Source organism: Heliomarina baculiformis, from assembly GCF_019966545.1.
Taxonomy (GTDB): domain Bacteria; phylum Pseudomonadota; class Alphaproteobacteria; order Rhodobacterales; family Rhodobacteraceae; genus Heliomarina; species Heliomarina baculiformis.
The window spans coordinates 20,884-47,008 of the sequence record NZ_JAIMIC010000011.1 but is presented as its reverse complement, the minus strand read 5'-3'; the positions used below and the strand labels follow the sequence as shown (position 1 = coordinate 47,008).

Annotated in this window: 26 protein-coding genes; 13 read left to right on the top strand and 13 right to left on the bottom strand. The window is 58.6% G+C overall.

Annotation, left to right across the window (positions count from 1 at the left end; genetic code table 11):
- Positions 1 to 16: 16 nt before the first annotated feature.
- Entirely contained in the window at positions 17 to 1,309 is a 1,293-nt protein-coding gene (locus MF268_RS20910) for a flagellar hook protein FlgE (RefSeq protein ID WP_238372802.1), read from the bottom strand.
- A gap of 141 nt (positions 1,310 to 1,450) precedes the next feature.
- Complete coding sequence (locus tag MF268_RS20905) at positions 1,451 to 3,214, bottom strand: tetratricopeptide repeat protein (protein WP_238372801.1); 1,764 nt, start codon at positions 3,212 to 3,214, stop codon at positions 1,451 to 1,453.
- 137 nt (positions 3,215 to 3,351) lie between these two features.
- Between MF268_RS20905 and flgF the strand changes: the two genes are divergently transcribed.
- The 5 genes from flgF to MF268_RS20880 all read left to right on the top strand — a co-directional run bounded on the left by flgF (position 3,352) and on the right by MF268_RS20880 (position 6,983).
- Complete coding sequence (gene flgF / locus MF268_RS20900) at positions 3,352 to 4,101, top strand: flagellar basal-body rod protein FlgF (protein ID WP_238372800.1); 750 nt, start codon at positions 3,352 to 3,354, stop codon at positions 4,099 to 4,101.
- Positions 4,102 to 4,116: 15 nt separating this feature from the next.
- Entirely contained in the window at positions 4,117 to 4,902 is a 786-nt protein-coding gene (flgG, locus tag MF268_RS20895) for a flagellar basal-body rod protein FlgG (RefSeq protein WP_088634289.1), read from the top strand.
- 1 nt (position 4,903) lies between these two features.
- Positions 4,904 to 5,563, top strand: coding sequence for a flagellar basal body P-ring formation chaperone FlgA (gene flgA, locus MF268_RS20890; protein ID WP_238372799.1), 660 nt, complete (start codon positions 4,904 to 4,906; stop codon positions 5,561 to 5,563).
- On the top strand, positions 5,560 to 6,315 hold the full coding sequence (locus MF268_RS20885) for a flagellar basal body L-ring protein FlgH (protein ID WP_238372798.1): 756 nt from the start codon (positions 5,560 to 5,562) through the stop codon (positions 6,313 to 6,315). The genes flgA and MF268_RS20885 overlap by 4 nt, the downstream gene beginning before the upstream one ends.
- 65 nt (positions 6,316 to 6,380) lie before the next feature.
- Positions 6,381 to 6,983 (top strand): hypothetical protein, encoded by a 603-nt coding sequence (locus tag MF268_RS20880; protein ID WP_238372797.1) that lies wholly within the window; start codon positions 6,381 to 6,383, stop codon positions 6,981 to 6,983.
- Between the two features lie 16 nt (positions 6,984 to 6,999).
- On the opposite strand, the gene MF268_RS20875 is transcribed toward MF268_RS20880, so the two are convergent.
- The 7 genes from MF268_RS20875 to MF268_RS20845 all read right to left on the bottom strand — a co-directional run bounded on the left by MF268_RS20875 (position 7,000) and on the right by MF268_RS20845 (position 12,874).
- Complete coding sequence (locus tag MF268_RS20875; RefSeq protein ID WP_238372796.1) at positions 7,000 to 7,665, bottom strand: flagellar hook assembly protein FlgD; 666 nt, start codon at positions 7,663 to 7,665, stop codon at positions 7,000 to 7,002.
- A 31-nt stretch (positions 7,666 to 7,696) separates the two neighbouring features.
- A complete protein-coding gene (locus tag MF268_RS20870) occupies positions 7,697 to 8,890 on the bottom strand; it encodes a flagellar hook-length control protein FliK (protein WP_238372795.1) in 1,194 nt (397 codons plus the stop codon).
- A 10-nt stretch (positions 8,891 to 8,900) separates the two neighbouring features.
- Complete coding sequence (locus MF268_RS20865; protein WP_238372794.1) at positions 8,901 to 9,635, bottom strand: sigma-70 family RNA polymerase sigma factor; 735 nt, start codon at positions 9,633 to 9,635, stop codon at positions 8,901 to 8,903.
- Between the two features lie 114 nt (positions 9,636 to 9,749).
- Positions 9,750 to 10,502 carry a hypothetical protein gene (locus MF268_RS20860; RefSeq protein ID WP_238372793.1) on the bottom strand — a complete coding sequence of 251 codons (753 nt, stop codon included), beginning with the start codon at positions 10,500 to 10,502 and terminating at the stop codon, positions 9,750 to 9,752.
- 381 nt (positions 10,503 to 10,883) lie between these two features.
- A complete protein-coding gene (locus tag MF268_RS20855; RefSeq protein ID WP_238372792.1) occupies positions 10,884 to 11,876 on the bottom strand; it encodes a flagellar motor protein MotB in 993 nt (330 codons plus the stop codon).
- A 72-nt stretch (positions 11,877 to 11,948) separates the two neighbouring features.
- Positions 11,949 to 12,419, bottom strand: coding sequence for a Ros/MucR family transcriptional regulator (locus tag MF268_RS20850; protein WP_238372791.1), 471 nt, complete (start codon positions 12,417 to 12,419; stop codon positions 11,949 to 11,951).
- A 134-nt stretch (positions 12,420 to 12,553) separates the two neighbouring features.
- Entirely contained in the window at positions 12,554 to 12,874 is a 321-nt protein-coding gene (locus tag MF268_RS20845) for a MucR family transcriptional regulator (protein ID WP_238372790.1), read from the bottom strand.
- 198 nt (positions 12,875 to 13,072) lie between these two features.
- On the opposite strand from MF268_RS20845, the gene MF268_RS20840 reads away from it, so the two are divergent.
- Positions 13,073 to 13,735: a response regulator transcription factor gene (locus MF268_RS20840; RefSeq protein ID WP_238372789.1), complete on the top strand. Its 663-nt coding sequence runs from the start codon at positions 13,073 to 13,075 to the stop codon at positions 13,733 to 13,735.
- Here MF268_RS20840 and MF268_RS20835 read toward each other — a convergent pair.
- The 3 genes from MF268_RS20835 to MF268_RS20825 are packed head-to-tail and all read right to left on the bottom strand — an operon-like array spanning position 13,732 to position 17,932.
- A complete protein-coding gene (locus tag MF268_RS20835) occupies positions 13,732 to 15,591 on the bottom strand; it encodes a hypothetical protein (protein ID WP_238372788.1) in 1,860 nt (619 codons plus the stop codon). The genes MF268_RS20840 and MF268_RS20835 overlap by 4 nt on opposite strands.
- A complete protein-coding gene (locus MF268_RS20830; RefSeq protein WP_238372787.1) occupies positions 15,588 to 16,934 on the bottom strand; it encodes an FkbM family methyltransferase in 1,347 nt (448 codons plus the stop codon). Before MF268_RS20830 ends, MF268_RS20835 begins: the two co-directional genes overlap by 4 nt.
- Positions 16,931 to 17,932 (bottom strand): hypothetical protein, encoded by a 1,002-nt coding sequence (locus tag MF268_RS20825; protein ID WP_238372786.1) that lies wholly within the window; start codon positions 17,930 to 17,932, stop codon positions 16,931 to 16,933. The genes MF268_RS20830 and MF268_RS20825 overlap by 4 nt, the downstream gene beginning before the upstream one ends.
- A 130-nt stretch (positions 17,933 to 18,062) precedes the next feature.
- Here MF268_RS20825 and motA point away from each other — a divergent pair, with 130 nt between their 5' ends.
- From motA to MF268_RS20810, 3 genes are read left to right on the top strand one after another with little or no spacing between them, the layout of a single operon-like run.
- Complete coding sequence (gene motA, locus MF268_RS20820; protein WP_238372785.1) at positions 18,063 to 18,929, top strand: flagellar motor stator protein MotA; 867 nt, start codon at positions 18,063 to 18,065, stop codon at positions 18,927 to 18,929.
- Positions 18,926 to 19,207: a hypothetical protein gene (locus tag MF268_RS20815; protein WP_238372784.1), complete on the top strand. Its 282-nt coding sequence runs from the start codon at positions 18,926 to 18,928 to the stop codon at positions 19,205 to 19,207. Before motA ends, MF268_RS20815 begins: the two co-directional genes overlap by 4 nt.
- 1 nt (position 19,208) lies before the next feature.
- Entirely contained in the window at positions 19,209 to 19,643 is a 435-nt protein-coding gene (locus tag MF268_RS20810) for a hypothetical protein (RefSeq protein ID WP_238372783.1), read from the top strand.
- Positions 19,644 to 19,866: 223 nt separating this feature from the next.
- Here MF268_RS20810 and MF268_RS20805 read toward each other — a convergent pair whose 3' ends face one another.
- Entirely contained in the window at positions 19,867 to 20,901 is a 1,035-nt protein-coding gene (locus MF268_RS20805; protein ID WP_238372782.1) for a GlxA family transcriptional regulator, read from the bottom strand.
- Positions 20,902 to 21,001: 100 nt separating this feature from the next.
- Between MF268_RS20805 and MF268_RS20800 the strand changes: the two genes are divergently transcribed.
- From MF268_RS20800 to MF268_RS20785, 4 genes are read left to right on the top strand one after another with little or no spacing between them, the layout of a single operon-like run.
- Positions 21,002 to 22,255 carry a sarcosine oxidase subunit beta family protein gene (locus tag MF268_RS20800; RefSeq protein ID WP_238372781.1) on the top strand — a complete coding sequence of 418 codons (1,254 nt, stop codon included), beginning with the start codon at positions 21,002 to 21,004 and terminating at the stop codon, positions 22,253 to 22,255.
- Between the two features lie 12 nt (positions 22,256 to 22,267).
- Positions 22,268 to 22,570, top strand: a complete 303-nt coding sequence (locus tag MF268_RS20795) for a sarcosine oxidase subunit delta (RefSeq protein ID WP_238372780.1) — start codon at positions 22,268 to 22,270, stop codon at positions 22,568 to 22,570.
- Positions 22,567 to 25,557 carry a sarcosine oxidase subunit alpha gene (locus MF268_RS20790; RefSeq protein ID WP_238372779.1) on the top strand — a complete coding sequence of 997 codons (2,991 nt, stop codon included), beginning with the start codon at positions 22,567 to 22,569 and terminating at the stop codon, positions 25,555 to 25,557. Before MF268_RS20795 ends, MF268_RS20790 begins: the two co-directional genes overlap by 4 nt.
- 13 nt (positions 25,558 to 25,570) lie before the next feature.
- Positions 25,571 to 26,125: a sarcosine oxidase subunit gamma family protein gene (locus tag MF268_RS20785; protein ID WP_238372778.1), complete on the top strand. Its 555-nt coding sequence runs from the start codon at positions 25,571 to 25,573 to the stop codon at positions 26,123 to 26,125.

The following is a 26,125-nucleotide window of genomic DNA, read 5'->3' as shown; positions in this document are numbered from 1 at the left end:
AACTTTTTGGTACCGATTAACGTTTCAGACGGGTGGTTTCATCCATCATTTCATCGGCGGTCGTGATGATCGTCGCGTTCGAGGAATACGCCTGCTGTGTCCTGATCAGCTGGGTCAGTTCCTCCGCCAATTCGACGTTCGAGGATTCAAGTGCGCCGGTCGCGATGGACCCGATCGATCCTGTGTTGGCAAATCCAAGGTTGAAGGCACCCGACGACTGGGTCGTGATATAGGCGTTGCCGTTAACCTGCTGCAGGCCATTCGGGTTTGGCACTTCGGCCAGCGGGATATTGTAAAGCAGGCGGCGGGCGCTGTTGTCGAATACACCATAAAGGTCGCCGCTCTCGTCGATTTCGAACCGCACCAGCTGACCGGTTTCAAACCCGTCCACATCGGCATCGACCGGTGTGTAATCACCCGCGAACTGCGTCATGCCGTCGGTCGAACCCGGTGCGCCAATCGATATATCGATAGTCTGGGGCGTTGTCCCGTTATCAATCGTCAGGCTTGCAACCCCGGTGGCGGCGTCAAAGCTGAACGCGGCCGGCGCAGTTGCGAGAGAGGTGATATTGGTGAAGGAAGCAGGTGTGCCGGCGGCCGCGCCGCTGTCGTTAAAGGTGACATCCACGGACCCCATTGGTGATCCTTTCGCCGAGATCTGGAGATTCCACTCGTTCGCCGTGGTCGACGGGGTCCATTGGAACTCCATCTGCTCAACCGCACCCAGGGCGGTATAATAGTCCTGTGAACTGACGAACGCCTGACCGGTGCTCGACGCGCCCGTCTGCTGTGCGGGAAGGTTGCCGCTGATGCCAACGGTGGTAGAGGCCTCGCCCTTGATAGTGGCCGATGCGACGTTGACGGTAGTCAGGTCGCGAAAGTTCGACCGGTCGACCGAGCCGAGATTGCCGTTGCTGTCATAGGCGAAGCCGGAAAGAAACAGGCCTGCCGCGTTGACCAGATTGCCTTCTTCGTCGGCGCTAAAGGAACCGGCGCGGGTAAAGGCGAAGTTTGTCGAAACCGTTTCATTCGGCGAGCGCGATACAACGAAGAACCCGTTGCCGCTGATCGCAAGGTCGGAGGCGACCCCGGTCGAACGGGTGGTGCCGTCGGTGTCGATTTCAGAGCGCGCAACCGCGTTGACCCCGCCGACGCTGCCGTTCGGTGTGGCGGTCGTGACCATCTGGGAAAAGCTGCGGCGATATCCGTCCGTGTTCGCGTTAGCAATGTTTGCCGAAATCTGACCGACTGCGGTCGAGTTGGCCAGCAAGCCGCTGACACCTGACTGCATTGCGTCCGAAATACCCATACTTTTCCCCGAATGCCGTTTACGTTTTCTTCCACCGTAAAGATAGGCAGAGAGATTTTCATGCCGGTTAAAGAATTGAATTTTATTTTGCCCGACGAATCTTGCCCCAGGATCAGACAATACTTGGTTACGGCCGTGAGGTCAGTCGGTGCCCGGCTTCAGATCGTTCAGCGTATCCAAAGTCTCGCCTACCAGATCGACCCGCGCTCTCGCCGTGTCCGAGCGAAGTGGCAGAAGGGCAGGGGCATCGTCGCTAAAGCCGCGCGCGATCTGCTCCCACTGCGGGCGGTCGTTAAGGTCGGGGTATCTTTGTACCAGTTCGTTGACCTGCCCACGGTCGCCGGAACGGTGTGCAACCAGCAAAAGTCGGACCACATCCACAAAATCAACGTTGTCCGAGGTCTGGTCGACGATTTTAGTATAAGCGGCCTGCGCTTTCTCCCAGTCCCCTTGATCAAACAGGGCTGCCGCCCGCAGCCGCTGATAGTTCAGGCTTGGGTCGGTCTGGCTGGTTCTTACGACATCTTCCGCGTCGCCCTGATCGGCGAAAAGCTTCGCCTTGAGCATATTCAACTGGTCCGCAAGTTCGGTGTCGTCGCTTAGCAGGCCTTCGGAAAGAATGTGTTCCGTTTGCTCAATCTGACCACCGCGATAGAGCGCCTCCGCCTGTTTCAGCTTCAGTGAATCCAGCTTGACGTCATCGACCTCAAGCAGCCCAAGATCTCTTCCGACTAGAAGGTAGTCATGGGTTTCCCCGTACTCATCCGCCGCCACGACGGTCGAACCGGCTGCCATGAAACGATCGGCAAGTGCCTCGGTCTCGGCGCCAAAACCCGGTTCAAACCGGTAATCCATTGAGATGATATAGTGTCCTGCAAGGAATTCTGTCAGCGAAAACTCTTCGTTCCGTCCCTTCGCATAGAATGTCGTCCAAAGGCTCCGCGCCTGCTGTCGCGCGAGAGAGGCGGCGGGGGTGTCCGGGTGGCGGGAAATGATGGCGCCCAATGTCCCCAGCGCAGCGACCGTATCATCGAGTTCTATTTCCAGTTCGACAATGCGCTGCAACAACTCAATCCCGTTGCGATCACCGCTCCACGACCGGCTCGCCTGTTTCATCATCGACAGCGCGTCTTCGCGGCTTAGCGTTTTGCTTTCGAGCCCCAGCTCGATCAGGGAAAGCCGTGCGTGATGGGCCCAGATATCGTTGCCTTCGCCTGCTTTCTGGAAGTTCTCGAAGGCCATCAGCAAGTCGCCCCCTTTTTCGGCGGTCTTGCCCAGAAGGTAAGGATAGGCTGGCAGTTTCGCGAGTTCCGGGTCTTCCTCGAAACGCGCGGCCAGGTCCTTGGCGGTCGACCATTGCGACGTTCTTATCGCCAGATCGAGAAACCTTGGCAAAATACGTTCCACCAAGGCTTTGGGATAGGCAGCAATCCGGGCCGACGCCGCATCAAGCCGCTCAGCCGCCGCGTCGTCGTCTCCCTGCTCATAGGCGTTCAGAACCTCGAATACCGACCGATCCGGCCAATCGAGGCTCTTATCCGACAAAAGCTGTTTTGCATGGGGGCTCAGATCACGTGTTCGGGTGTCAAGCATGCCTAGCGCAAGTTCAAGTTGCGCTCGTTGCCGCGCCATATGCTCGGGGAGATCGTCACCGAGTTCCGACAAAACCGAAAGCCCTTCGGGCATCAGCGCATGGGCCAGGTAAAACTCTGCGAGGTTGAGCAGATTCCGGGGTGTTTGCCCGCGATCAGGTGACAGCTTTGATTGCAGCCTTCGCCGGTCGCTCAGAAAGTTTTCCGTCTTGTATCTCGACAGCCGAAAAGCCGGCTGACCGGCCTCGGCGTGGCTCACCGTTTCCGGAGCGCCGGACGTTGCCGTTGATGCCTGCGGCGTAAGCGCAATCATCGTCGCAAACAAGGATATACAAGTATTAAATCGCAAAATCGCCCGCATATCTTATCAAAGTTCTTGCGTTATTGTAGAATAGAATTCATTCTATGCAAGAACAGATATACACTTGATCATCGTAAGCGGGGGCAAGCATGGATAACTCGACCTACGTGGCGCTATCCCTGGCGCAGGCCATGCGTCGTGATCTTGATGTGACGACAAACAATATTGCGAACGCCAATACCGCCGGGTTCAAGGGTGAGCATATCGTCTTCAACAACTATGTTCATAGACCTGAGGATACAGCGGACGGTCAGGACATCAGCTTTGTCATCGAGGACGGGTCTTACCTCGACAATCGGCAGGGGCCGATTGAACAGACTGGCAATCCCTTGGATGTTGCAGTGCTCGGAGAAGGCTGGCTTTCGTACCGAACGCCCGACGGTCAGACAGCGTTCGGGCGCGATGGCCGGTTCACGATAGATGCCGAGGGCAATCTGATCACGCTGAACGGGTCGAGCGTTCTGGATGCCGGCGGCGGTGAGATTGCGATCCCACAGGATGCGGGCGACATAACGATCGCACGTGACGGAACCATATCGACCGAAAACAACGGCGTGGTCGGACAGCTTGGCCTGTTCGATATCGCCGATTACCAGCGGCTTGAACGCATTGGCGGCGGTCTGCTGGTGCAACCAGAAGGGTCGGGTGCGCCCGTCCTGATCAACTCGATCACCAGTGAAATCGTGCAGGGCTCCATCGAAGGGAGCAATGTCGAACCGGTCACAGAGATGACCCGGATGATCGAAATCCAGCGCGCCTATGAGCGGGCGATAAACCTAATGAGCAGCGAAGACGACCTGCGGCGCGACATGTTGCGCCGTGTTGGCCAGACGACGTGATAGGGGACTGAGCAGATGAGAGCTTTGGGAATTGCAGCCACGGGGATGATGGCGCAGCAGACGAATGTCGATGTCATCTCGAACAATATTGCCAACGCGAACACGACCGGTTTCAAATCCAGCCGAGCCGCGTTTCAGGATCTGATCTATGACAGCCAGACCCGTGAAGGCGCCATCACGGCCGAAGAAGGCACAGTACGCCCGACCGGCGTGGACGTCGGCCTTGGGGTTCGCACCGTCGGCACCGTCCGGCTCAACGTGCAGGGTGGTCTGATCAGCACCGAGAACGAGCTGGCGATGGCAATTGATGGACGCGGCTACTTTACCGTCAACTTGCCCGACGGAGCGCAGGCCTATACACGCGACGGGTCATTCCAGCTGTCGGCCGAGGGTCAGATCGTGACGCTTCAGGGGTATGAAATCGACCCCGGTCTCGTGGTACCCGAGAATACGGTTCAGCTTGAGGTCAGCGAACAGGGCATCGTCAGCGCCTATGTCGAAAATGATCCGGTCCCGGTAGAATTGGGTCAGATCACCCTAACGACCTTTATCAACGAAGCAGGTCTGCGCCCGCTCGGGAACAACATGATGGCCGAGACAAACGCCTCGGGCGATCCGATTCAGGCGGTGCCGGGCGATCCGGGCGTCGGCATGATCCGGCAGGGCTACCTTGAAAACTCGAACGTGAACATCATCCAGCAGATCACCGATTTGATTTCTGCTCAGCGCGCCTATGAGATGAACTCGAAAGCGATCGAGACCGCTGACCAGATGATGTCCTCGACCAACCAGATCAAGTAACATGCGTTTTCTGGCCCGTCTCTCCATCGCATTGATAAGCCTTGGGTTTTCCGCCGGGGCAGAGCCCGCGCGCGAACTGGTGATCGAAAAGGCGCGCGACACTTACGGCGCAGAACTGCCCCAAGGTGCCGAATTCAACGTCTCCTTCCAGCGCGGCGAAGGCGTTGACGCGCTCATGCTCTCGGCTTTCTGGATGGATAAATCTACCGGGCAATTCCTGGCTAACGCTGTTACGGCTGACGGAACGATCGAGCGTTTTCAGGGGCTTGCGATCTTGTCGGTCAAGGTCCCGGTTCCGACACGCCGGCTTTTGCCCGGTGAAATCCTCAAGGCGAGCGATATCCAGATTGTTGACATGCCCTACGCTCGGATCAGCGCTTTTGCCGAAATCGATGAAACCAAGCTGGTCGGCAAGGAAGTCCGCCGTGTACTGACTCAGGGCCGTCCGGTTATGGTGCAATCGGTCATGGAGCCGCTGGTCATCACGCGCGGCGACCGTGTGTCGATCCGTTACAGTGATGGCAGACTCGCGCTGACGGCGCCGGGACGCGCGATGCAAGATGCGCATCGCGAGCAAGAGCTGAGTATCATCAACCTCGTCAGCAACAATCTCGTAACTGGTATTGCCCGCGCAGAAGGCGTGGTGGAGATCATAAGATGAAACACGGAATTCTTCTGTTGGCCTCGGCCCTGACCGCACTTTCGGCCTGCGGTTCCGACCCGTTCAACCTTGATCCCGAAGTGTCGGGCATTCAATTCAACTCTGGCACCATGCCCGAGGCTACACGGGTAAGCGTACCGATGCCCGTGCCTGAACCCGAACGCCGGCCTGTCCGTGCCGAACGCGCCTCGCTTTGGGAGACGGGATCGGCCGGGTTCTTCGCGGACCAGCGCGCGAGCACGGTTGGCGACATTCTGACCATCCTGATCGAAATCGAAGACGAAGCGCAGCTCAGGAATGCCTCGACGCGCGCCCGCAGCGGCGGCGCTTCCATCGGCTATCCCAAGCTCTTCGGCTATGGCACCCAGATCGACAAGATCCTGCCGGGCGTCGGGCCCGAGGATCTGCCGTCGGATGACATCGTCGATATCTCGGGCGAGCTGAGCGCGCTTGGGGCGGGAACGATCAACCGGAATGAATCGATCAATCTCAAGATTGCCGCCCTGGTTGTCCAAGAACTGCCGAATGGCAATCTGGTTGTGGCGGGACGTCAGGAAGTCAAGGTAAATCAGGAACTTCGTGAATTGCGGGTGGCGGGCATCATCCGCCCCGAAGATGTCCAGATGAACAACACCATTCCTTACGAAAAGATCGCCGAAGCACGGATAACCTATGGCGGGGACGGATCGATTTCGCGTCAGCAGCGTCGCAGCTATGGCGAAGGTGCTCTCGACATTATTTTGCCTTTTTAGGACGCTATTTTCGCCTCAATAGGCATTCATAAAGCTACTTGAAACAAATTTACTCGAGTGGCGGAATGAAAAAAATACTGATCCTCGGCGCCGTCCTACCTATCGTAGGCATTGGCATCGGCTATGGCGCGGGCCTTCAGATGAAGAGCCCGGAAGCCGAGGCTGCCGAAGTCGCCGCCGCCGATACTCACGAACCGGCGCCACAACCTAATCTCTTCGACGATGCGGCGGAAAAAGCACCGCAGCCGGCGAAGAAGAAAGAGGTGCTCCACCTCGCCAGCGTGCACAAGTACTCGGGTAAGGAAGAGGCGCTGATCGAAACCGATGTCGAGGACGCCAAGGATTCCAAGAACGTCGTCCAGCTCGGCTCCATGATGGTGCCGGTCTACAAGGCGAAATCGGTAACCTACGTCGTTGCCGACTTTGGCGTTTCCATGCCGGATTCGACCTCGGCGGCTCATTACCGGATCGCCGAAAACTCGGCGCGTCTGCGTGACAAGATCCTCGTTTCCTTCCGTGAAGCAGCCGAGAATTCACGGATGAAGCGGGCGGCGATCGATTCTGACTGGTTGTCGGAAAAGATCACGGACAACGTGCGCAGCGAATTCAAGGAAGCACAGGAAGTTCTGTTCCTGTCGCTCTACAAGAAAGACGTGCCGCGCAGCTAAGCGCGGCACCCGATCTCTACCTGATCGAGATCACGCTTCCGGCCAGTGCCAAGCTGCCGTTTTCCAGCATCAGGACTGATTCACCTGTCTCAAAGTTCAGCTCCTTGACGGTCGAGGCCGTATAGGTGCTCGCAGATACGTCCGCATCTTCGGCTGTCGTCGCAGTCATCCGGATTGTATAGACGCCGTCCTGCACCGGCAGACCGTCGGTATCCATCCCGTCCCATTCAACCTTGTGCACTTCACCCGCCGTTCCCGAGAGATTCTTGAGCGTGCGGATGACCGTGCCATCGGCAGTAGTGATCGCTGCGGAAACGGTCGAGGCTGTCTCGGCTAGGTCATATTCAAACGCGGCGGCTCCGTTGCTCAGGGTCAGCTGATCGCTGGCAAGAGTGACTTCGTGCCCAATCAGCTGGATATCCGAAAGCGCGCCATAGGCCGCGAGATAGGCGTTCACCTGTTCCAGATTCGAGTTCGTCTGGATCGACTGTTCAACTTGCGAAAGCTGCGCCAACTGGGACACGAAGGTCGTCGAATCCATCGGTTCAAGCGGGTTCTGGTTTGCGACCTGCGCGGTCAGCAGCTTCAGGAAGCTTTCGTAATCCGCAGTCAGCTTGACTTGGGCGTTGCCGGCGGCTGAATTGCTTGCAGTCGTCGCGCCTGTGGTTGGATCGATTGCCATTTCTGTTGTTCCTTTTCGTCGCGACGAGGCGTTACGTGATGATATCGACGCGGCCTTCACCGACCGTGGCAGTCATTGCCTCTGGCGTCGCCGCTTCTTCTTCGGTCTCGCCCATTACTATGGAAATCTGTTCGGACGGCTCATTGGCGTTGCGATTGCCCTGTCCGAAGTCTTCAAAACCAAGGCTATTGTTTTCGAGGCTGACGCCACTGTCGCGCAGGGCCAGCAAGAGAGCTTCCCGGTTGTCCCGCAGCGCGCCCATGACGCTGGGGTTCTCTGCCCGGACCGTCACTTTTAACGTGCCTTCATCGTCGCGGGAGAGATCGATTTCGATTCCTCCCAATCCGCGCGGAGATAGCTCAACGCGCGTCGTGCCGTCGGCGATCTGCGTACCCTTTATCTGCCCGACCAGATTGGCGGCAAAGCCGGAAACCTGCGGTTGCTGTTGGGGCGTCGGGCCGTTTGACGCGCTGCTTGGGGCAGGGGAGGACGGTTGGGTTTGCTGTGTTTCAGCGGGTCGCAGGTTCAGCAGTTCCTGAAAAGTTACCGGGTGGCGTGTTTCGCTCGTGCTTTGCGGCGCCGTTTGTGTGACAGCCTGCTGCGCCTGATCACTGGCGACTTTGCTTGCGGTGCTGCTCCGAAGCTCGACAGGTTGACCGCTGGCAGCAACCGAGCTCAGCGCAGGCGCTGTCGGTGCGGCCGACGGCTCAAGCCCAATCAGCACCCGCGCCATCCCAAGAAAGGCCTGACCCGCTTTGGCGCTGTTCTCTGGCAGGGCGACCTCAGGTAGCATGGCCGCGTTCTTGAGCAAAACCTCACGCGTGTTCGCGCCATACGCCTTGTCGAATTCTGAAAGCAGCGTGTTCAGCTTTTCGGCAAGCTTGCCAATGTCCAGCCCGGTACCGGTATCGCCCGGTTCAGTGGTCACGGCATTCTGTTGCGTTCCTGTCTGCGCCATCATCCATGCCGCGAGAACATCCAGATCGTCCGCAAGATCTTTGAGCGCGAATTCCCGTTGGGTGGAGTCTCCGGGCAACTTTAGCGTGGCACCGCCCGTGTTCGGGTCTTGTGATGCCGTCGAGGCGCCAAGCCGCGCGAGGAGGGCGGCAAAGCCCATTGCCGCGTTGCCTTCGGTCGAAGTCTGGGAGGTCGTCGAATTAGTTTTCGACGCGCCTGCCGAAGCAAGCCCGGGCAGAGAAGTAATTGATGAAAGTGTAGACAGCATAATAATTTCCTCAGGTAAGAGCGTGAAGCCCAAAGCCGCCGTCAATCAGGCGTTTGCGCAGCCGCAACAGGGCGCGGCCTTCCAATTGCCGCACCCGATCGCGGGTAATCCCCATTTCCTGCGCAAGTTCTTCGGGTCTCATCGGTGGATCGTTCAGTTTCAATTTCTTGATAATATTTGCATCTTCTGGTTTCAGCTGGTCCAGCGCCGCGCGTAGCATCCGCCTTTGTTCGTCCTTGCTGGATGACAGGGTGGCTTCTTCCTCGGGCGTCAGACTTGGGCAGGCCATGCTCAGCAGCGTTTCTCCTGCCACGCCGATTTCCACCGTACTGTTCATCGCGACCTGCGCGATTTCCTTGCGTTCTCCGTCCAGCCTTCCTCCGCTGGCGTCTAGAAAGGTTCTTACCGGAATATCCACGACTGTCTTGATTTTTACCATCGCCGAGGACACACCGTTAAGAACCCACCATCCGGCATAGGTCGAAAACCGGACATCCTGCGACAGGTCGAAATTATCGGCGGCGCGCATCAGTCCGATCATGCCTTCGGCCACCATGTCTTCGCGGTGCGAGGGATTGTCCGACCAGCGGGACGCCTGTGCATAGACCTGTCGGGCGTGCGACCGGATCAACAACTCCAGCGCATCGCGGTCGCCCTTATCCTGCCAGTTCCTGACTGCCTCGCGCTCTTCTTCGACCGACAACATCGGTTCGTTCATCGCCGCGTGGCGGGTGATAAACATCATGGATGTATGCCTGATAATTCATACCTGCATGAACAGATAATCATAAGACATGATTAGATGAAAGATTTGTTTGATTTAGCGATGGTTAAATTGCCCCTGAGAAGGAGCAATTCATCAACCTTCGATCAGGCGCTGCTGGCGGGGCATCATCAGGCTGCCAACGGCGGCACTTGCTTTCTTGAGCCAGTCGCCAAAGCCCAGCTTGTCCTTCGAAAAGTTCAGCAGTCCGGTCGGGACAAGGTGGTACATCGGCGCCGAGAATCCGGGATCGAGCGTTGTGAGGTACTTGCGCAGCTGGGGCCCATGCAGACAATCCTCTGTCGCGAAAAGACGTGCGGCCTGGCAATCCTTGCCGCGTGAACCGGACCAGTAGTCGCCAAGACACGCCGCGAGGCCCTTTGAGAACTCCTCGGGGACAAGCCCGAGATTGCGAAGCTCGGCTGTTCGCGCCATCTGATCGAACGCGCAAGCCATGATGTAGAGCGCCTCGTTCTCGCGTTCGAGCGGAAACGCTCCGACGCGGAGAACGCTGAGAAGCGTCTGACCGACTGCCATGCCAATATCGTGGGAGAACGCATGGGGAGAGCTCATCCGGATAGCATTATCAGGCTCGGAGACCAGCAGCAGCGAACCGTAGGGAACGTCTACGGCAAGTTCCTCGACAACGACATCGCCCAGTGGCAGCGCGGGCATTAACTCGAGTTCGTCGGGAAGGATCATAAGTCCATCAATGCCTCGCTCGGCGGAAAGGCAGACAAAGTGCATTGGCAGAAGCACTTTCAATACCCGCATTAGGCGATCAGCCTGCTTGCGTTCCATAGGCAGGATCGCACCCTGCCATATGAGCTCTAGCGTTCGATTTGACATTTTACTCCCCAGAAAATTTCCGTCACACCCAACACCAAATTAACCCGTTATTTACTGTCTATTCCAGTTTCAAACGGTTAACTCGAACAACAATATACACCCTTGGTTGCGCTAAAAACACACAATATATAGTCGATCTCCTATATCTAGCGTAGGTTTTCAGCGATACTTATGGCCTTGTGTTTTAAGGAGTTTTTAATTGGGAAGGGTGATCCGCCTTAATTATGCCTTGAAATTGTAGCGTCGGAAACCCGCATTAGTTGTGAAAACAAGCGTTTACAATTTCGGGGATTGACACCGATTTTTTGTGGATAAGAGGCGGAAACCCACGTTCCCATTGATTATCCGCTCGCCCGGAAGGAGAAGATGCGGGATTTCCGCCTATGGGAGAGAGCCTGGCATAGGATCGGGATAAGCGAGCAGAATGTCGATCCGTCGGTTCTGTGGCGCTTCGGGTGTGTCGGGCGACAACAGCTTGGTATCTGCCATGCCGGAAATACGTTCGATCCGCGCGGGATTAATTCCATTGCTGACCAGCACGCGTCGCGTCGCGTTTGCGCGATCTGCGGAAAGTTCCCAATTTGAATAACCCGACGCCCGGCTGAAGGGAACCGCGTCCGTATGGCCGGAAATGGTGACGGGATACGGCATGTCCGAAATTGCATCGCCAACGATCTGGATCAATTCGCGGGTGTGGTCCTCGATACGCGAACTACCGCGCGGGAACATGGAGCGTCCCTCTTGATCGAGGATTTGCACGTTAAGCCCTTGCGGCGTGCGTTCAAAATTGATGTTTTTCATCAGATCGCTCAGTTCCGGCTGGCCGCGAACTGCTTCGCTGATCATCTGCTCGATCTCGTCGAGGTCACGTTCACGCTGATCATGCGCCTGAACAATGTCGGTCATATCAGGGGGCAACGTTTGATCGCCCGGAACCTCTGTCTGTTCCTGCGGTTCATCGGCGATTTCCGTACCGTCCCGCATGTTTTCTGCGGCAGGTTCGTATTCGACGATCACTTCGGGCTCGGCCTCGATGCGGCTGTCGAAAACGGAAAGGGGGTTTTCCTGTCCAAAACTTGGAAGCTGGATTTCGCTTTGCGGTCCGTCCGTCCCGCTGAGCACGCCGTCCGGTCCCAGCACTTCGCCGCCAAGTACGCCATCGCCGCGTCCGCCCGATTCCGAGAGCGACGGGGTGAAATAATCAGCAAGGCCGCGCAGTTTTTCCTCATCCGATGCGGCGAGAATCCACAGAAGCAGAAAGAAAGCCATCATCGCGGTCATAAAGTCGGCATAGGCGACCTTCCAGCCACCGCCATGGTGGCCGTCGTGCGAATCCTCTTCGACACGTTTTATGATGATGGGTTCGTTGGACATTGCTTACCTGCTCGACAAATCGTCACCCGGGCGCCGGCCTCTAGCGGACCGGTCGCCGGGGAGACGAAATTATTATGTGATCGTTTCGCTCTTGCCCGCGCCGGCTCGACCTTCGCGAGAGTATTTGCCAAACCCGGCTTCTTTTGCGTAGGCGGCTTTTTTCTTGGAGTAGCTGGGCGCAACAAGCGGCAGATCATCCGGGAGACTGAACATCGTACGATATTCAGCCTCGGTCAGGCCATGTTCCGCACCAAGATGGCGTTTCAGCATCTTGAATCCTTTGCCGCAGCAAAGACAGAACACTTTATCTTTGGTAATAGCCTTGTCCAATGGCACAGCTGGTTCAACCTGAGATGGAGCGGTTGGTGCAGCGGTAGCAGGGGAGTGCGATGCGCCGTTGACGAATTCGGTCAGGCGCGCGAGCAGGTTCATGATGTCATCAACCGATACATCGGACCGGCCCGCATAGGCAGAAACGATTTGCGTTTTCATAAATTCGTTGGAGTTTTGGTCGAAAAAATTCTTGGTATTACTATCACTCATTGTGTTGTCTCCGGAACGAAGTTTCGTGGCAACTAAATCTATGGTTGCAAGTGTGCCCTAGATTCGAACGCTTTACCACTATCTTTGTCATCATGGCCAAACATCTTTCGGTGATGTTGGCAATTCTTGATAAGTTACTCGTGTTGTTCATACGATGACTCTTTTATTGCATGCCGTCGACGCAAATAGGAACGGGCGATCATAGGATAGTCGTCAGGGAGCCCCCAGCGTCGGCGGTACTGCGCCGGCGTCATGCCTAAGGTTTCGGCAATATGCCGCCTGAGCAGGACATGCCTTGTTCCGGTTTCAAGGCAGATCAGGAAATTGTCTGACACACCGTCTTCTACGGAGAAGTGATTGGAATCACTAAGGTTACGGCCGCTGATGCCAAACCGCCAACTCTGATGCGCTGTGATCAGTTTCTGCCAAATTTTCCTGACAGTGCTGACCGTCATGCATCATCCTCCCTTCGGTTTGCCTTTTTTCAGGCGCGACCTTTGTGTATGTTCAAATCTGATTTAGGGGTGCTGGGTTAAGAATAATTCAAAAAGTTGGATATTTTTGTTCATCGACGGCATAAATAAAACGTTTTCAAGCTATGATTGTTCCATCGCCAGATACACTCTATTTGTGCAAATTTTAGGGGGCTGACCATGTCTGGCATTTCTGTTGTCGTTGATCCGGTCGATGCCCGTCGACACGAGATCCTCGCCGGTCTTGCCGAGGCAGGGCAGCAAGCGATCATAGAAAATCCCGACGAGACGGCCCTTCAGACGCTGTTCCATGAGCTGCCCCCGCTCGACCTTGCCGTGATCGCGGTGACACAACCAACGGATGCGCCGCTGTTTTTGATATCCCGGCTGCGTCTGGTGTTTCCCGGGTGTTTGATCCTTGCAATTGATCATGTGGATTCCGAGGCGAGTGTTGCCTGGGCCTTTTCCGCCGGCGCTCACGATGTTGTTCGGTTGCCGTTCAGAAAAGCTGAATTCGACGCGCGCCTTGCCCGGCGGCTGATGTGGATCGCGCCCAAGAGCGCAAGATCCGGAAACGATGCGGACCCGCTGATTGCCAAGCTTGAACTGACCCCTGCGGAGCAGCGCGTTCTGCGTGTTCTGGTATCCCACATGGGCCGGATCGTGACCCGGGATGAGCTCTCCCAGCATCTCTACGGGCGCGACTGGGATTACCAGGATCGGCGGTTCGACGTTCATATTGGCAGAATAAGGCGCAAGATCAGGGATACGTTCAAAGGGCTCTACGCGATTCAGACAATCCGTTCGGCCGGATACATGTTCGAGGTCAAAAAGCCGGATTAGCTTGCGGCAAGTTCGCTTTTCAAAGCCGCAAGCGGCGCGCTCCAGTCGCCTGAAACCTGTTGGCGATGCAGGTTCAAGTTGCCGTACCACGGATCGGCGCCCGGCTGATCGCCCCAGTACCACATGCATTCCGCCCCGGTGGGAATAAGAACATGCGCCGACGGATGCCCGATGGCCCCGGCCATATGCGCCGTCGTGTTGTCGATGGTCGCGATATGATCCAGCGCGGCGATCTGCGTGGCGAAACCGGCGAGATCCTGCATCTGGTCGACCGTATCGTCGGATATGATCTGCAGGTCGGGGCGGCGGGCAAGCGCGGCTTTGATATCGTCGGTGGTCTCGCCGTATTGCAGATTCACCAGCAGCGCGTTCTCGGGAAGAGCATCGACAAGCTCTGACAATTCGATGGAGCGCAAGAGACCGATAAGGCTGACACTTTTCCACGCTACGCCGATGACGGGCGCACCCTCTGCCATCCCGGCGTACTTGTCGCGAAGGATCTGGATACGGGCGGGATCGGGACGCAAAAAATCGCCGGCCCAATCGCTTTTGCCTGCACCGTCGAGATAGCGGGTGAGGTCGCCGACATAGACCAGCTCGCTTGGGTTAAGCTCTTGTGCCGTGGTGGTGAATTCGGCCATGTCCACATGTTCGACATTCAGCGCGTTATCCGCGAGAAGCGGCTTGAATCGCGTCTCTGAAACAAAGCGGACGGGTACATCCTTGGCAATCGGCGCGAGCGGCAATAGCGACAGGAGCGCCAGCTGGTCGCCCACCCCCTGTTCGGCCATCAATGTCACGCGGCTCAGGCCCGACAGGTTGTCGGGTGTTGCATTCGCGGCGGGCAGCCGTGCGCGTTGCTGATCGCCAAGACGGCGTTCGAAATACTCGGCACCCTTGGCGTAATTCCCTGACCGGAAAAGGAAAACGCCATAGGCCTTGTTAATGTTGCCGCCGTCACCGGTGACGTGAATCGCTTCGAGATAGGCGGCGTCTGCCTCGTCCCATTCGGCGCGGTCCTGATGGATATTCGCCATCACCCCACGGGCGAGCGCATACCCTTCGGGCGTCTTGAAATCATTCTCTTCCGCCAGCTTCTCGGCCTCGTCATAGCGGCGCGAACTGCGCAGAAGTAGAAGGTAGAGGCCGACCACGGAATCGCGGTCTTCTACCTTGTCCAAAAGATCGAGCGCCAGCTTTTCTGCTTCGTCAAACCGGCACTGGATCACCAGCGCGCGGAGATAACCGATCCTATACTTTTCCGGTGCCGGATCGAGTTTCCACGCTTGTTCATACCATGGCGCCGCCTTGCCGTTTTCTTCGGCTTCGACCAGCATTTCCGCAAGGCGGAAGCTGAGATCGGCGTTCCTGAGGCGATGTGCGACCGGTGTCAGAACCTCGGCCGCCGCCAGCCGCCTTCCGAGCCGGGACATGAAATCAAGATAGATGCCCGCCAGCCCAAGATCGTCGCTTCCGGCATTGAGGGCCTGTGCCGCGAAGAGCACTGCCTCTTCGACCTGGGCTTGCAGAACATGCGCCTTGGCCAATCCGGCAAGCACTACGGGATCCTTAGGCCGGATCTGGCCGGCAAGGGTAAAGAAGGACTGCGCCGTCTTGCCTTCACGCTGCCCCAGCGCCGCGCCACCCATCACGACCCATGCGTGGTGGTTGGATGGATGGCTCTGCGTGATAGGATGAGATAGCCTAACCGCCTCGGCGATTTCGCCGCGCGCCAGAGCGTTATAGGCTTTGTGCAGGTCCAGTGATTCCTGCCCCTTGATTCCGTAGATACGGGCCGCCTTGGCCATCTGGGCGCGACGATCCTTGCGACTTGGCGCGGCGCTTTGCATGGTCATGAACCTTTCGGAATAGCAAAATAATCGACGGTATTCATGTAGGCGGTGCTGTCCACGACGCGATACCCGGCCCTGCGGCACCAGCCCTGCACGAAATCCATCATGTTGGGGCGCAGAACTTCGATCCAGATCAACGGTTTGTCGCGCTCGATCAGCGAGGTGGCCCCGGCAAGTACATCCATCTCCATGCCTTCTGCATCGATCTTGATGAAATCGACATGATCCTGCCCAAGAAGCTCGTCGAGGCTGCGGGTTTCGATCCCACCCTCGTCACTTTCGACAAGTCGGGTGGCGCCAAGGTTGTCGGCATCGTCTGTGACTGCCGAAAAGCGCCCTTCGCCCCTGCCTGCACCAAGACCCCAGCCACGCCGGTCGATCCGTTCGGAAATACCGTTGGCATCGATGTTCTGCTCGAGCAGATTCAGCGCCTCGGGGTTGGGTTCAACCGGAAAGATCCGAGATGCGTCGAGATGGCGGGCGTACCAGACTACGTGGTTCCCGATATTCGCGCCGACCTCGACGATGGACGGTTTGTCCTTTTTCAGCAGCGACTTGAGCTTGGCCAGAGAATCCTGTTCGAAGAATTCGCCCCGCAGATGCGCCGCCTGAATAAGGTCGCGCGGGTTGGTGACGCGCATCCTTGCCGGCACGTCGCCGCCGTCGGGAATTTCTGCCCAGACGGCGCTTTGGACAAGTTGTTCGGCCCATTGTTCATGCACGGATTTTGACCAGTCCGCGCCCGTCGCGCCGCGCGGGCCGCCGGAGTGCTGGCCGCGCCGGTTGACGAAAAAGATCTCGGGGCGCTTGGCGCAGCGGCAGTTGGCCCAGAGCTGATAATAGAATTTGAAGTCTTCGCCCGTATCCATTTCGGGGTCGAACCCGAATTTTGCCGCCCATTCGGTGCGGATGAAGGCGCCGATCTGTAGCGAGAGATAGGGCGCGACCCGCAAGAGGGCTTCGCGGCTGTCGATCCGTTCGGGCTGGCCTTCGCGCAATTCCGGATTGCCTGCTTCGTCAAAGGTGCAGATCAGTCCCCAGATCGCATCAAGATCTGGCTCGGCCGCAAGAACCGCGCCAAAGGCTTCAAACGCGTTGGGAGTCATGACGTCATCGGCGTCAAGGAAGAAAACCCAGTCGTAACCGGTGCTTAGTGCTTTCTTCAGGGCGTCGTTCCGCCTGTTCGAGCGGCCATGTTCGCCCTTTGTGTCATCCATCACCAGATGGTCGATGGCTTCGAACGGGCCCTGTTCGAATGCCATGGCCTGCGCGATCGAAGGTGCGCAGCTTTCAGCGAGAAGGGTCTCGTGCCCCGGACCGACCGGGGTAATGACCGCACATTTCATTGGTTGTCCCAGAACGCGAGGTCGATTTCGGCGATATGATTGGCGTCCTGCTGCACCGCGAGGGTTGCCAGTGCGCCCCCGGCACCGATCAGGGCCAGCGCGGCAACCGCTGCCGCCCGCAGAGGTAGACGGGACCGACGCTTGGGTACGGCGGTCGCCGGTGTCTCTGCGGGCACAGCGAGACCGTGTGTCAGGAACACGCCCTCCGAGGTAACCGTTGCATCGATCATGAAGCGCTGTTTGAGAAAAACCGCCCGCAGGGCAGGGGGAAAGTCTTCGGGATCGATATCGATGATCGCGGCTTGACCGGCTTTCCAGCCCTTGAGCACGGTGCGCGGTAGATAGAAATGCCTGAAATCCGAGCTGAAGCCGATGGTGGTCGCCTTGGCGGGCGCGGTTTGGATTGAGACCTGATCCGGTAGCAGCATGACCCGGATCATCTTGCCGTGGCCCCCGATATGGCCGGTGGAAAACTGGCAATCGCGGCGGCTTGGCGCCTTGAGAGAGGCGAATCCGGCAGGCATGCCTTCGCTCGTTTCTGCGGGCTCGGCGGCTTTCGGTTTCGCGATGGTGCGGTTGGCAACAAGGGCGAGGTTCAGGCGACGGCGAACCGTACGGGCGACTTCTTCGCGTGTTACCTCTTCACTTGCGTTCGCCTCGGCGCGCTTGGGGTCCTTGGCAAACTCTTCCGCGATTTCAACCAGATGCTGCGCTTCGGAGACGAGGTGGAGGATGTTCTGCTCTTCCGAGAACCGCACCGCACGAGTTGGCCAGCCTTCGACCTGCGGGGCGACCTTAAAGCTGCGCTCGGGGCGTTCGATGACGCTGGCGACCCGCGTCAAAAGCCGCGCCGTCTCATCACTCTGTCCGACGATCATTTTGCAATCGCCATCTGCGCTCAGGCAAACGGCAAGCGACATCCGGGCGGGCCAGTCGGGCAGGGCGATCTGCACCAGGTCGCTGTCCAGGATATAGGCAAAGAAATCGTCGCTATCCATTTTTGCTCGCCAAGATTGAAATTGTTCTACAAACTATTCTTGTTTATACTTGTATGAAAGTCAATTATCTTTATCTTATACATGAAAGTACAACAACGCCTGCGGGCAACTTGTTCAGACGGATGTGTAGATGACTTTATTCCTTGGCCTTGCTCTCGTCTTCGGGCTTGTCTTCGGTGGCTTCATGCTGTCCGGCGGCAAGATGGATATCGTGCTCCACGCGCTGCCATTCGAAGGAATGATGATCGGGGGCGCCGCCATCGGCGCGTTCGTGATCGCCAATTCCTTTTCGGTCGTCAAAAGCAGCCTTGCGGGTATCCTTCGCGTGATCAAAGGATCGAAATGGAAAGCCGCCGACTATCAGGATCTGCTGAACCTGATGTACGAACTCGCACGAATCTATAAGCAAAAGGGCATCCTTGCGCTGGATGACCATATCGAGAATCCGAGCAACAGCGAGATCTTCAAGCGCTATCCCAAAATCCAGAAGGATCATTTTGCGACCGAACTGATCACCGACAGTTTCCGCATGTTGTCGATGCAGTTCGATGACAAGTTCCAGACCGAGGAAATCATCAATCGCAAGATCAAGAAGCATCACCATGAATCCCTAGCTTCGGCAAATGCGATCCAGACGATGGCGGACGGTCTGCCCGCGATCGGGATCGTCGCGGCTGTTCTCGGCGTGATCAAGACGATGTCTTCAATCGATCAGCCGCCAGAGGTGCTTGGCGGGATGATCGGCGGCGCGCTTGTCGGAACCTTCCTTGGCGTCTTCCTTGCCTATTGCATGGTGCAGCCAATCTCCGGTCGTCTCAAACAGATCGAGGATGAAGACGGCGCGTTCTACCACGTGATCCGCGATATCTTTGTGGCCATCGTTGCGAACCATTCGCCCAACATCTGCGTCGAGATCGGTCGCGGGAATATCCCGACCCGGATGCAGCCCGACTTCTACGCTGTCGAAGCGTCGCAGAAAGAGCTTTCAGTCTCATGAAACTGACGTGCGCCGCGCTGGCCGGATTGCTCTGGGCCGGGGCGGCCCTTGCCGCTGGTCCGGCGCCGGCGCCCGAAGAAACTGCGGAAGATGCGCCCGAGGAACCGGTGGTGACCTACCCTTCGCCACCGACCTATGAGACGACGATGCCCGCCGCCAGACATCGGTTCCCCAGCACGATATTGGAAGACATGCGCCGGAAAATCCTTATTAAAACCGGGCAGTTAGAAGAGGAGCCTGAGGAGCAGGAAGCTCCCAAACCGGCCTCTGGTCACTGACATGGAAGCGCGACGCATCCGGGCGCTGGGGCTGATTGAACGTTTGAAGCGGCACGAGATGGAAGCCGATGCGCAGGAGATGGGACGGCTGCGCAGCGAGGCCAACAGGCTGGAGCGCCGACGCGAGGAACTGCTCGAACAGTCGCAGACGGCGAGTTACAATTCCGACCCGTCACTCGTGCCTTATCTGGGCAATTACATCCGATCGCTGCGCAGCGAAATCGGCCGTGCCGAGCGCGATCGTGCGCGGATTGACCCCGATCTGCGGGCCATCGAAAACCGCATGTCACTGGCCTTTCGCGAGATGAAAACCTATGAATCCGTGCGCAAGGCTGCCGAGGCGCGGCTGCGGCAGCGGGTTGAACAGGCCGAGGAGTTCGAGAACGCGGATCAGGCCCTGAATCAATGGTGGCGCAAGCGTGGACGCAGCCGGTGAGGCGGCCCAAAACCGGGGCACAGGCTGTATGATATCCGTACACCCCCTGTACACCTCCCGTATGACATTTCGGCATGTGCGGGCCAATTTCAGTTAACAAGCGATTGATGACGCGCTGATGCGAAGGGCTTGAAAATTCTTATTTTGCCTTCGTCCATGGATGGAGCTTGGAGAAAACAGCGGCAACGGAATTCCGGTGAAAGTTCTCTTGATATCTGGCCGGTCAGATTGCGTTTGATGGCATCAGGACCCCAACGGGGGGTTCCTCGCCGGTGATGGTGCCCACCTGCGCGCGCCGGTATTCCTGCGGGCCAAGTCCGCGTCCGGCGCGCAGGGCGCGGGCGAGGTGGGGCGCGTCGCAAAAGCCCGTCGCAAGGGCTATGTCGGTCACAGTTTCCTGCGTCGTGCGCAGTTGCAAAAGCGCGCGCTCGAGCCGCAGTTCGAGGTAGATGCGCGACGGGGCAAGGTTCATATCCTTCTGGAAGCGCCGTTCGAGCGACCGCCGTCCGACGCCAAGCCCTTTGGCGAGATCCGAAACCGAAAGCGGCGTTTCAATATTCTGCTGCATCCTGAGGATCGCTTTTTTCACGAGTGCGTCCCGGGGCTGGCGCAGGGATTGCTGACCGGGCTGCGGTTTCTCACCGCTCAGCGCCCGGTCGATCATCATGATGTTGAGGCTTTTCGTGGCGGCAGACTGCCCGATGTGGCGCTCGACGAGAAAGGCGGCGAGATGCGCGGCTCCATGCCCGCCGGAACATGTCAGCCGGTCACGATCCACGACGAAGATCTGGTCGGACACCAATTGCTGGCTCTCGAAGCGGTCCAGAAAGTCCTGATGATGGAACCAGCTAACGCAACAGCGGTAGCCTTCAAGCAGCCCGGCCTCGCGAAGGGTGAAAACACCGGTGCATAATCCGACAACCGGTACGCCTTCTGCTGCCCGCTCCTGAAGAAACCGCAGTTCCTCCCCGGCGAGCGTATTGTGATCGCCGATCAGACCGCCAACGACGACGATGTAGTCGTAGTTACCGGCCTGTCGCAGCCTTGTATCCGGTTGCACTTTGACGCCGCAGCTCGACGGAACAGGGGTCATATCCGCCGATAGAACCGACCATTCACAGAGAATCGGACGCGAGCGGTCGGCCTCGTCCGCGGCAAGGCGCAGCACGTCTACAAAGTTTGCAAAGGCCGAAAGCGTAAAGCGATCGGCAAGGAGAAAGGCGACACTCAGCCGCTTCTTGGTACGAACCTCTGGCATGACGCAAATATTCACTCGGACAGACGCAAATGTCCAGTGCGGGAATGTCATAAAACGGTAGCAGGCTCTCTCAGTCTTCCCCTCAAGAACAGGCTCGCAGATGACTCGTTTCAATGCTCTCAATCTGTTGCGACATGCCATGTCCGGTCACAAGAAATGGACAGAGCAATGGCCCGACAGCCAGCCCAAGAACGAATATGACGTGATCATCGTCGGGGCAGGCGGGCACGGTCTGGGTGCGGCCTATTACCTCGCGACTCAGCACGGGATCACCAATATCGCCGTGATCGACAAGGGCTGGCTTGGCGGCGGCAACACCGGTCGGAACACGACGATCATCCGGTCGAACTATCTCTATGACGAGAGCGCGCGCCTGTTCGATCACGCGGTCGATCTCTGGCAGGATCTGAGTCAGGAGCTGAACTACAACGTCATGTACTCGAACCGCGGCGTGCTGATGCTGGCGCATAACGTGCATGACGTCCAAAGCTTCAAGCGGCATATCCATGCAAACCGGTTGAACGGTGTTGATAACCGCTGGCTGACAACTGAAGAATGCAAGGAATACTGCCCGCCGCTGAATATCTCGGACAAGGCGCGGTATCCTGTGATGGGTGGTGCCTTGCAGGAGCGGGCAGGGACTGCGCGTCACGATGCGGTCGCGTGGGGCTATGCCCGTGGGGCCGCCGCGCGTGGTGTCGATATCATTCAGAACTGTGCCGTGACGGCGATCCGCCGGAATGTCGATGGATCGGTGGCCGGTGTCGAAACCGAGAAAGGTTTCATCAAGGCCAAGAAGGTCGCCGTATCCGCCGCCGGGCATACCTCGGTCGTGATGGACAGCGCGGGCGTGCGTCTGCCGCTGGAAAGCTATCCGCTGCAGGCGCTGGTGTCCGAGCCGGTCAAGCCGATCTTTCCCTGCGTCGTGATGTCGAACGCGGTTCATGCCTATATCAGCCAGTCCGACAAGGGCGAGCTGGTGATCGGCTCCGGCACCGATCAATACACGAGCTATTCGCAGCGCGGGGGGCTTCCGCTGATCGAGCACACGGTTGCGGCGATCACGGAAATCTTCCCCATTTTCAACCGCATGCGGATGCTGCGCAAATGGGGCGGTATTGTGGATGTGACACCTGACCGGTCTGCCATTCTTGGCAAGACACCGGTTCAGAACCTTTACGTCAACTGCGGTTGGGGTACGGGTGGGTTCAAGGCCACGCCGGGCGCGGCCCATACCTTTGCCTGGACCATTGCCAAGGATGAACCGCACCCGATCAATGCGCCTTTCAATCTTGAGCGTTTCCGCACCGGCCGTCTGATCGACGAAGCCGCCGCTGCCGCCGTTGCGCACTGAGGATTACCGACCATGCTGCTGATCCATTGCCCCTATTGCGAAGAAACCCTGCCCGAGGCCGAATTTGCCCATGCCGGTCAGGCTCATGTCGTCCGGCCTGAAAACCCCTCGGCGCAGAGTGACGAGGAATGGGAAAACTTTCTGTTCATACGCTCCAACGTTAAGGGGCCGCATTACGAACGCTGGCGCCACGTGCATGGCTGCGGGCGGTTCTTCAACGCCGTCCGCGATACGGTCAGCGACCGTTTCCTGACCACCTACAAGGCGGGCGCGCCGCGTCCGGATCTCGAGACTCTGACGGGAGAGGTGAAATGAGCGAATACCGCGTTTCCGGCCGGGGCCGTATCGACTCCACTCAGCCTGTGACCTTTACCTTTGACGGCGCCACCTATCGCGGTTTCAAGGGCGACACGGTGGCCTCGGCCCTGCTGGCCAACGGCGTTCACCTGATGGGTCGCTCGTTCAAGTATCACCGTCCCCGCGGGGCGGTCGCTGCCGGGTCCGAAGAACCCAACGCGCTGATCGGCACCCGCCGTGGGGCAGGTCGGTTCGAACCGAACACCCGCGCGACGGTGCAGGAAATCTGGAACGGTCTTGAGACCAGCTCGCAGAACAAGTACCCGAGCCTGAAATTCGATGTCGGCGCAGTGAATGACGCGGCCTATATGCTGTTTTCGGCCGGGTTCTATTACAAGACCTTCATGTGGCCCAAGAGTTTTTGGGACAAGGTGTACGAACCCTTCATTCGCGCGGCAGCGGGTCTGGGCGTCAGCCCGACCGAGGAAGATCCCGATACCTATGCCTCGCGCAACCTGCATTGCGACGTGTTGATCGTGGGTGCCGGTCCCGCAGGTCTTGCGGCAGCTCGGGCAGCGGCCGTAAAGGGCGTCAGCGTTGTTCTCGTCGATGAAAACGCCGAGGCCGGTGGCACATTTTTGTCCGAACCGCAGGCGCGGATCGATGGCAAACCTGCCTGGGACTGGCTCGCGTCGGAACTGGCCGCGCTGCGCGAGATGGGCGTGCGGATCATGACGCGCACCACCGCGATTGGCTATTACCACCAGAACATGATCGGACTGTGCGAAAAACTGACCGATCACCTGGCCGAGCTGCCCGCCGACACCCCGCGCGAACGGCTGTGGCGCGTGCGGGCGCGGCAGGTCGTACTGGCGCAGGGCGCGCTTGAAAAGCCGCTGGTGTTTCACGGCAATGATCGTCCCGGCGTCATGCTGGCCGGGTCGGCGCAGACCTATCTCAACCGCTACGGCGTCTTGGTCGGCAAGCGTCCTGTTGTGCTGACATGCCACGATTCCGCATGGTATGCGGCGTTCGATCTGCACCGCGCCGGTGCCAAGGTTCAGGCCATTGTCGATACGCGCGGCAGCGTGCGTGATGAGCTGGTCAGCGAGGCGAAATCGCTGGGCATCCCGGTAAAGCTGTCGCACACCGCCACGGCCACCTCGGGGCGCCTGCGGGTGAACTCGATCCGGGTGAATCCGGTCAGCGGCGATACGGTCGGCGCAGGGGAAAAGATCGCTTGCGATGCCGTGCTCATGTCCGGCGGCTGGACGCCGTCGCTGCACCTGTTCTCGCATACCAAGGGCAAGCTGGCATGGGACGACGACCGCACGACTTTCCTGCCTGATGTCACGCCTGAAGACTGCGTGATTGCCGGGGCCAGCCGGGGTCTCTGGGGGATCGAGGCGGCGCTGACGGACGGGGCCGATAAGGGCCGCGCCGTGGCAGACGCGCTTGGCGTTACCCGCAATGCGGTGGCCTATGCGGTGGAAGCGGACCGGACGGGCACCGGCGTTTCGCACAAGGAACTGCCAACGGATCGCAGCCCCGGCAAGGCGAAAGCTTTCGTTGATTACCAGAACGATGTGACGGCCAAGGATCTGCGGCTGGCGGTGCGCGAGGGCATGCGTTCCATCGAGCATGTGAAGCGCTATACCACCAACGGTATGGCCACCGATCAGGGCAAGATGTCCAATATCAACGGGCTCAATATCGCCTCGGATGCGCTTGGCAAGAAGCAGCCGCAGGTCGGACTTACCACCTTCCGCCCGCCTTACACGCCGACCTCCTTCGGGGCGTTCGCGGGGTATCACCGCGGGGCGCATTTCGAACTGACGCGGAAAACCCAGATTGATGCCTGGGCCGAGGAAAACGGCGCGGTGTTCGAACCTGTGGGCCAGTGGCGGCGTGCGTGGTATTTCCCCAAGCCGGGCGAGGATATGGATGCCGCCGTGCGTCGCGAATGCAAGGCCACCCGGTCCAGCGTCGGGATCTTCGATGCCTCGACCCTTGGCAAGATCGAGGTCGTTGGCCCCGATGCGGTCGAATTCATGAACCGCATGTACACGAACCCCTGGACCAAGCTGGCGCCGGGGCGCTGCCGCTATGGCCTGCTGCTGGGCGATGACGGCTATATCCGCGATGACGGTGTGATCGGTCGCATGACCGAAGACCGTTTCCATGTCACCACCACAACGGGCGGTGCGGCGCGGGTTCTGAACATGATGGAGGACTACCTTCAGACCGAATGGCCCCATCTTAACGTCTGGCTGACCTCGACGACCGAGCAGTGGTCGACCATCGCGCTGAACGGTCCCAACGCGGCCAAGCTGCTGCAACCCTTTGTCGAGGGCGTGACCCTGACCGAAGAAGCCTTTCCGCATATGTCCTGCGTGGAATGCACCGTGGCCGGTATGCCCGCACGGCTGTTCCGGGTCAGCTTTACCGGCGAGATCGGGTTCGAGGTCAACGTGCCTGCCCCGATGGGCCGCAAGCTGTGGGAAACTCTCTGGGAAGCGGGCCAGCAATATGGCATCACGGCCTATGGTACGGAAACAATGCACGTTCTGCGCGCGGAGAAGGGTTATATCATCGTCGGTCAGGACACCGACGGGACGGTTACGCCCTATGACTGCGGCATGGGCTGGGCTGTGGGCAAGAAAAAGCCGGACTTTGTTGGCAAACGCGGTCTGGCCCGCCCTGACCTTGTTGCCGAAGGCCGCAAGCAGTTCGTGGGCCTGCTGACCGAAGACGGATCGAAGCTGGAGGAGGGCGCGCAGATCGTGTTCGATCCGAAACAGCAGATTCCGATGACGATGGTCGGTCATGTCACTTCTTCCTACGAGTCCGAAGAGGTCGGCCAGCCGATTGCGTTGGCGCTGGTGCAGGGGGGGCAGAACCGGATGGGCGATACCGTCTATATCCCGATGCCCGACCGGACCATCGCGGCCAAGATCACCTCGACAATCTTTGTCGATCCCGAAAACGCCCGTCTGAAAATCTGAAACGGAGGCGATGATGAACGCTCCAATTTCTTCCTTCGATCCCTTCGCACTGGTTGAGACCTCGGCGGCGCAGGTGCGTGTGGCGTCGCCGTGCGGTCGGCTTTCCCTGCGGGCCCGTGGCGATCTTGCACCGCTGGACGCGGCGCTTGGCCTGACCCTGCCGGAAAAGATCGGTCAGCGGGTGTCGGTCGGGAATCTCGAGGCGATCTGCCTTGGGCCCGACGAATGGAAGCTGGAAACCGAAACCGGCGCCGTGGCGGGGATCGAGGAGGCTTGCGCCAAGGCCTGTGCCGAGCTGCCGCATGCGCTTGTCGATATTTCGGCACGTGAGGTCAGCTTTGTGATCGAAGGGGTTAGGGCGGCAGAACTGCTCACGCTGGGTTGTCCGCGCGACATCGCCACCATCGAGATTGGCACCGGTCGCCGGACCGTCTTCGACGGTGCCACGGTGCTGATCTGGCGTGACGGTGAGAACAGCTTTCGCATGGATGTCTGGAACAGCTTTGCCCCGCATCTTTTCGCGCTGCTGGATACCGGGTGTCGTGAACTGGCGGCCGAAGCCGCCTGA

Excerpts from the sequence above, each read along its gene's own strand:
- MF268_RS20910 (WP_238372802.1), bottom strand. The coding sequence starts at position 1,309 with ATGGGTATTTCGGACGCAATGCAGTCAGGTGTCAGCGGCTTGCTGGCC.
- MF268_RS20905 (WP_238372801.1), bottom strand. The coding sequence starts at position 3,214 with ATGATTGCGCTTACGCCGCAGGCATCAACGGCAACGTCCGGCGCTCCG.
- flgF (WP_238372800.1), top strand. The coding sequence starts at position 3,352 with ATGGATAACTCGACCTACGTGGCGCTATCCCTGGCGCAGGCCATGCGT.
- flgG (WP_088634289.1), top strand. The coding sequence starts at position 4,117 with ATGAGAGCTTTGGGAATTGCAGCCACGGGGATGATGGCGCAGCAGACG.
- flgA (WP_238372799.1), top strand. The coding sequence starts at position 4,904 with ATGCGTTTTCTGGCCCGTCTCTCCATCGCATTGATAAGCCTTGGGTTT.
- MF268_RS20885 (WP_238372798.1), top strand. The coding sequence starts at position 5,560 with ATGAAACACGGAATTCTTCTGTTGGCCTCGGCCCTGACCGCACTTTCG.
- MF268_RS20880 (WP_238372797.1), top strand. The coding sequence starts at position 6,381 with ATGAAAAAAATACTGATCCTCGGCGCCGTCCTACCTATCGTAGGCATT.
- MF268_RS20875 (WP_238372796.1), bottom strand. The coding sequence starts at position 7,665 with ATGGCAATCGATCCAACCACAGGCGCGACGACTGCAAGCAATTCAGCC.
- MF268_RS20870 (WP_238372795.1), bottom strand. The coding sequence starts at position 8,890 with ATGCTGTCTACACTTTCATCAATTACTTCTCTGCCCGGGCTTGCTTCG.
- MF268_RS20865 (WP_238372794.1), bottom strand. The coding sequence starts at position 9,635 with ATGATGTTTATCACCCGCCACGCGGCGATGAACGAACCGATGTTGTCG.
- MF268_RS20860 (WP_238372793.1), bottom strand. The coding sequence starts at position 10,502 with ATGTCAAATCGAACGCTAGAGCTCATATGGCAGGGTGCGATCCTGCCT.
- MF268_RS20855 (WP_238372792.1), bottom strand. The coding sequence starts at position 11,876 with ATGTCCAACGAACCCATCATCATAAAACGTGTCGAAGAGGATTCGCAC.
- MF268_RS20850 (WP_238372791.1), bottom strand. The coding sequence starts at position 12,419 with ATGAGTGATAGTAATACCAAGAATTTTTTCGACCAAAACTCCAACGAA.
- MF268_RS20845 (WP_238372790.1), bottom strand. The coding sequence starts at position 12,874 with ATGACGGTCAGCACTGTCAGGAAAATTTGGCAGAAACTGATCACAGCG.
- MF268_RS20840 (WP_238372789.1), top strand. The coding sequence starts at position 13,073 with ATGTCTGGCATTTCTGTTGTCGTTGATCCGGTCGATGCCCGTCGACAC.
- MF268_RS20835 (WP_238372788.1), bottom strand. The coding sequence starts at position 15,591 with ATGACCATGCAAAGCGCCGCGCCAAGTCGCAAGGATCGTCGCGCCCAG.
- MF268_RS20830 (WP_238372787.1), bottom strand. The coding sequence starts at position 16,934 with ATGAAATGTGCGGTCATTACCCCGGTCGGTCCGGGGCACGAGACCCTT.
- MF268_RS20825 (WP_238372786.1), bottom strand. The coding sequence starts at position 17,932 with ATGGATAGCGACGATTTCTTTGCCTATATCCTGGACAGCGACCTGGTG.
- motA (WP_238372785.1), top strand. The coding sequence starts at position 18,063 with ATGACTTTATTCCTTGGCCTTGCTCTCGTCTTCGGGCTTGTCTTCGGT.
- MF268_RS20815 (WP_238372784.1), top strand. The coding sequence starts at position 18,926 with ATGAAACTGACGTGCGCCGCGCTGGCCGGATTGCTCTGGGCCGGGGCG.
- MF268_RS20810 (WP_238372783.1), top strand. The coding sequence starts at position 19,209 with ATGGAAGCGCGACGCATCCGGGCGCTGGGGCTGATTGAACGTTTGAAG.
- MF268_RS20805 (WP_238372782.1), bottom strand. The coding sequence starts at position 20,901 with ATGCCAGAGGTTCGTACCAAGAAGCGGCTGAGTGTCGCCTTTCTCCTT.
- MF268_RS20800 (WP_238372781.1), top strand. The coding sequence starts at position 21,002 with ATGACTCGTTTCAATGCTCTCAATCTGTTGCGACATGCCATGTCCGGT.
- MF268_RS20795 (WP_238372780.1), top strand. The coding sequence starts at position 22,268 with ATGCTGCTGATCCATTGCCCCTATTGCGAAGAAACCCTGCCCGAGGCC.
- MF268_RS20790 (WP_238372779.1), top strand. The coding sequence starts at position 22,567 with ATGAGCGAATACCGCGTTTCCGGCCGGGGCCGTATCGACTCCACTCAG.
- MF268_RS20785 (WP_238372778.1), top strand. The coding sequence starts at position 25,571 with ATGAACGCTCCAATTTCTTCCTTCGATCCCTTCGCACTGGTTGAGACC.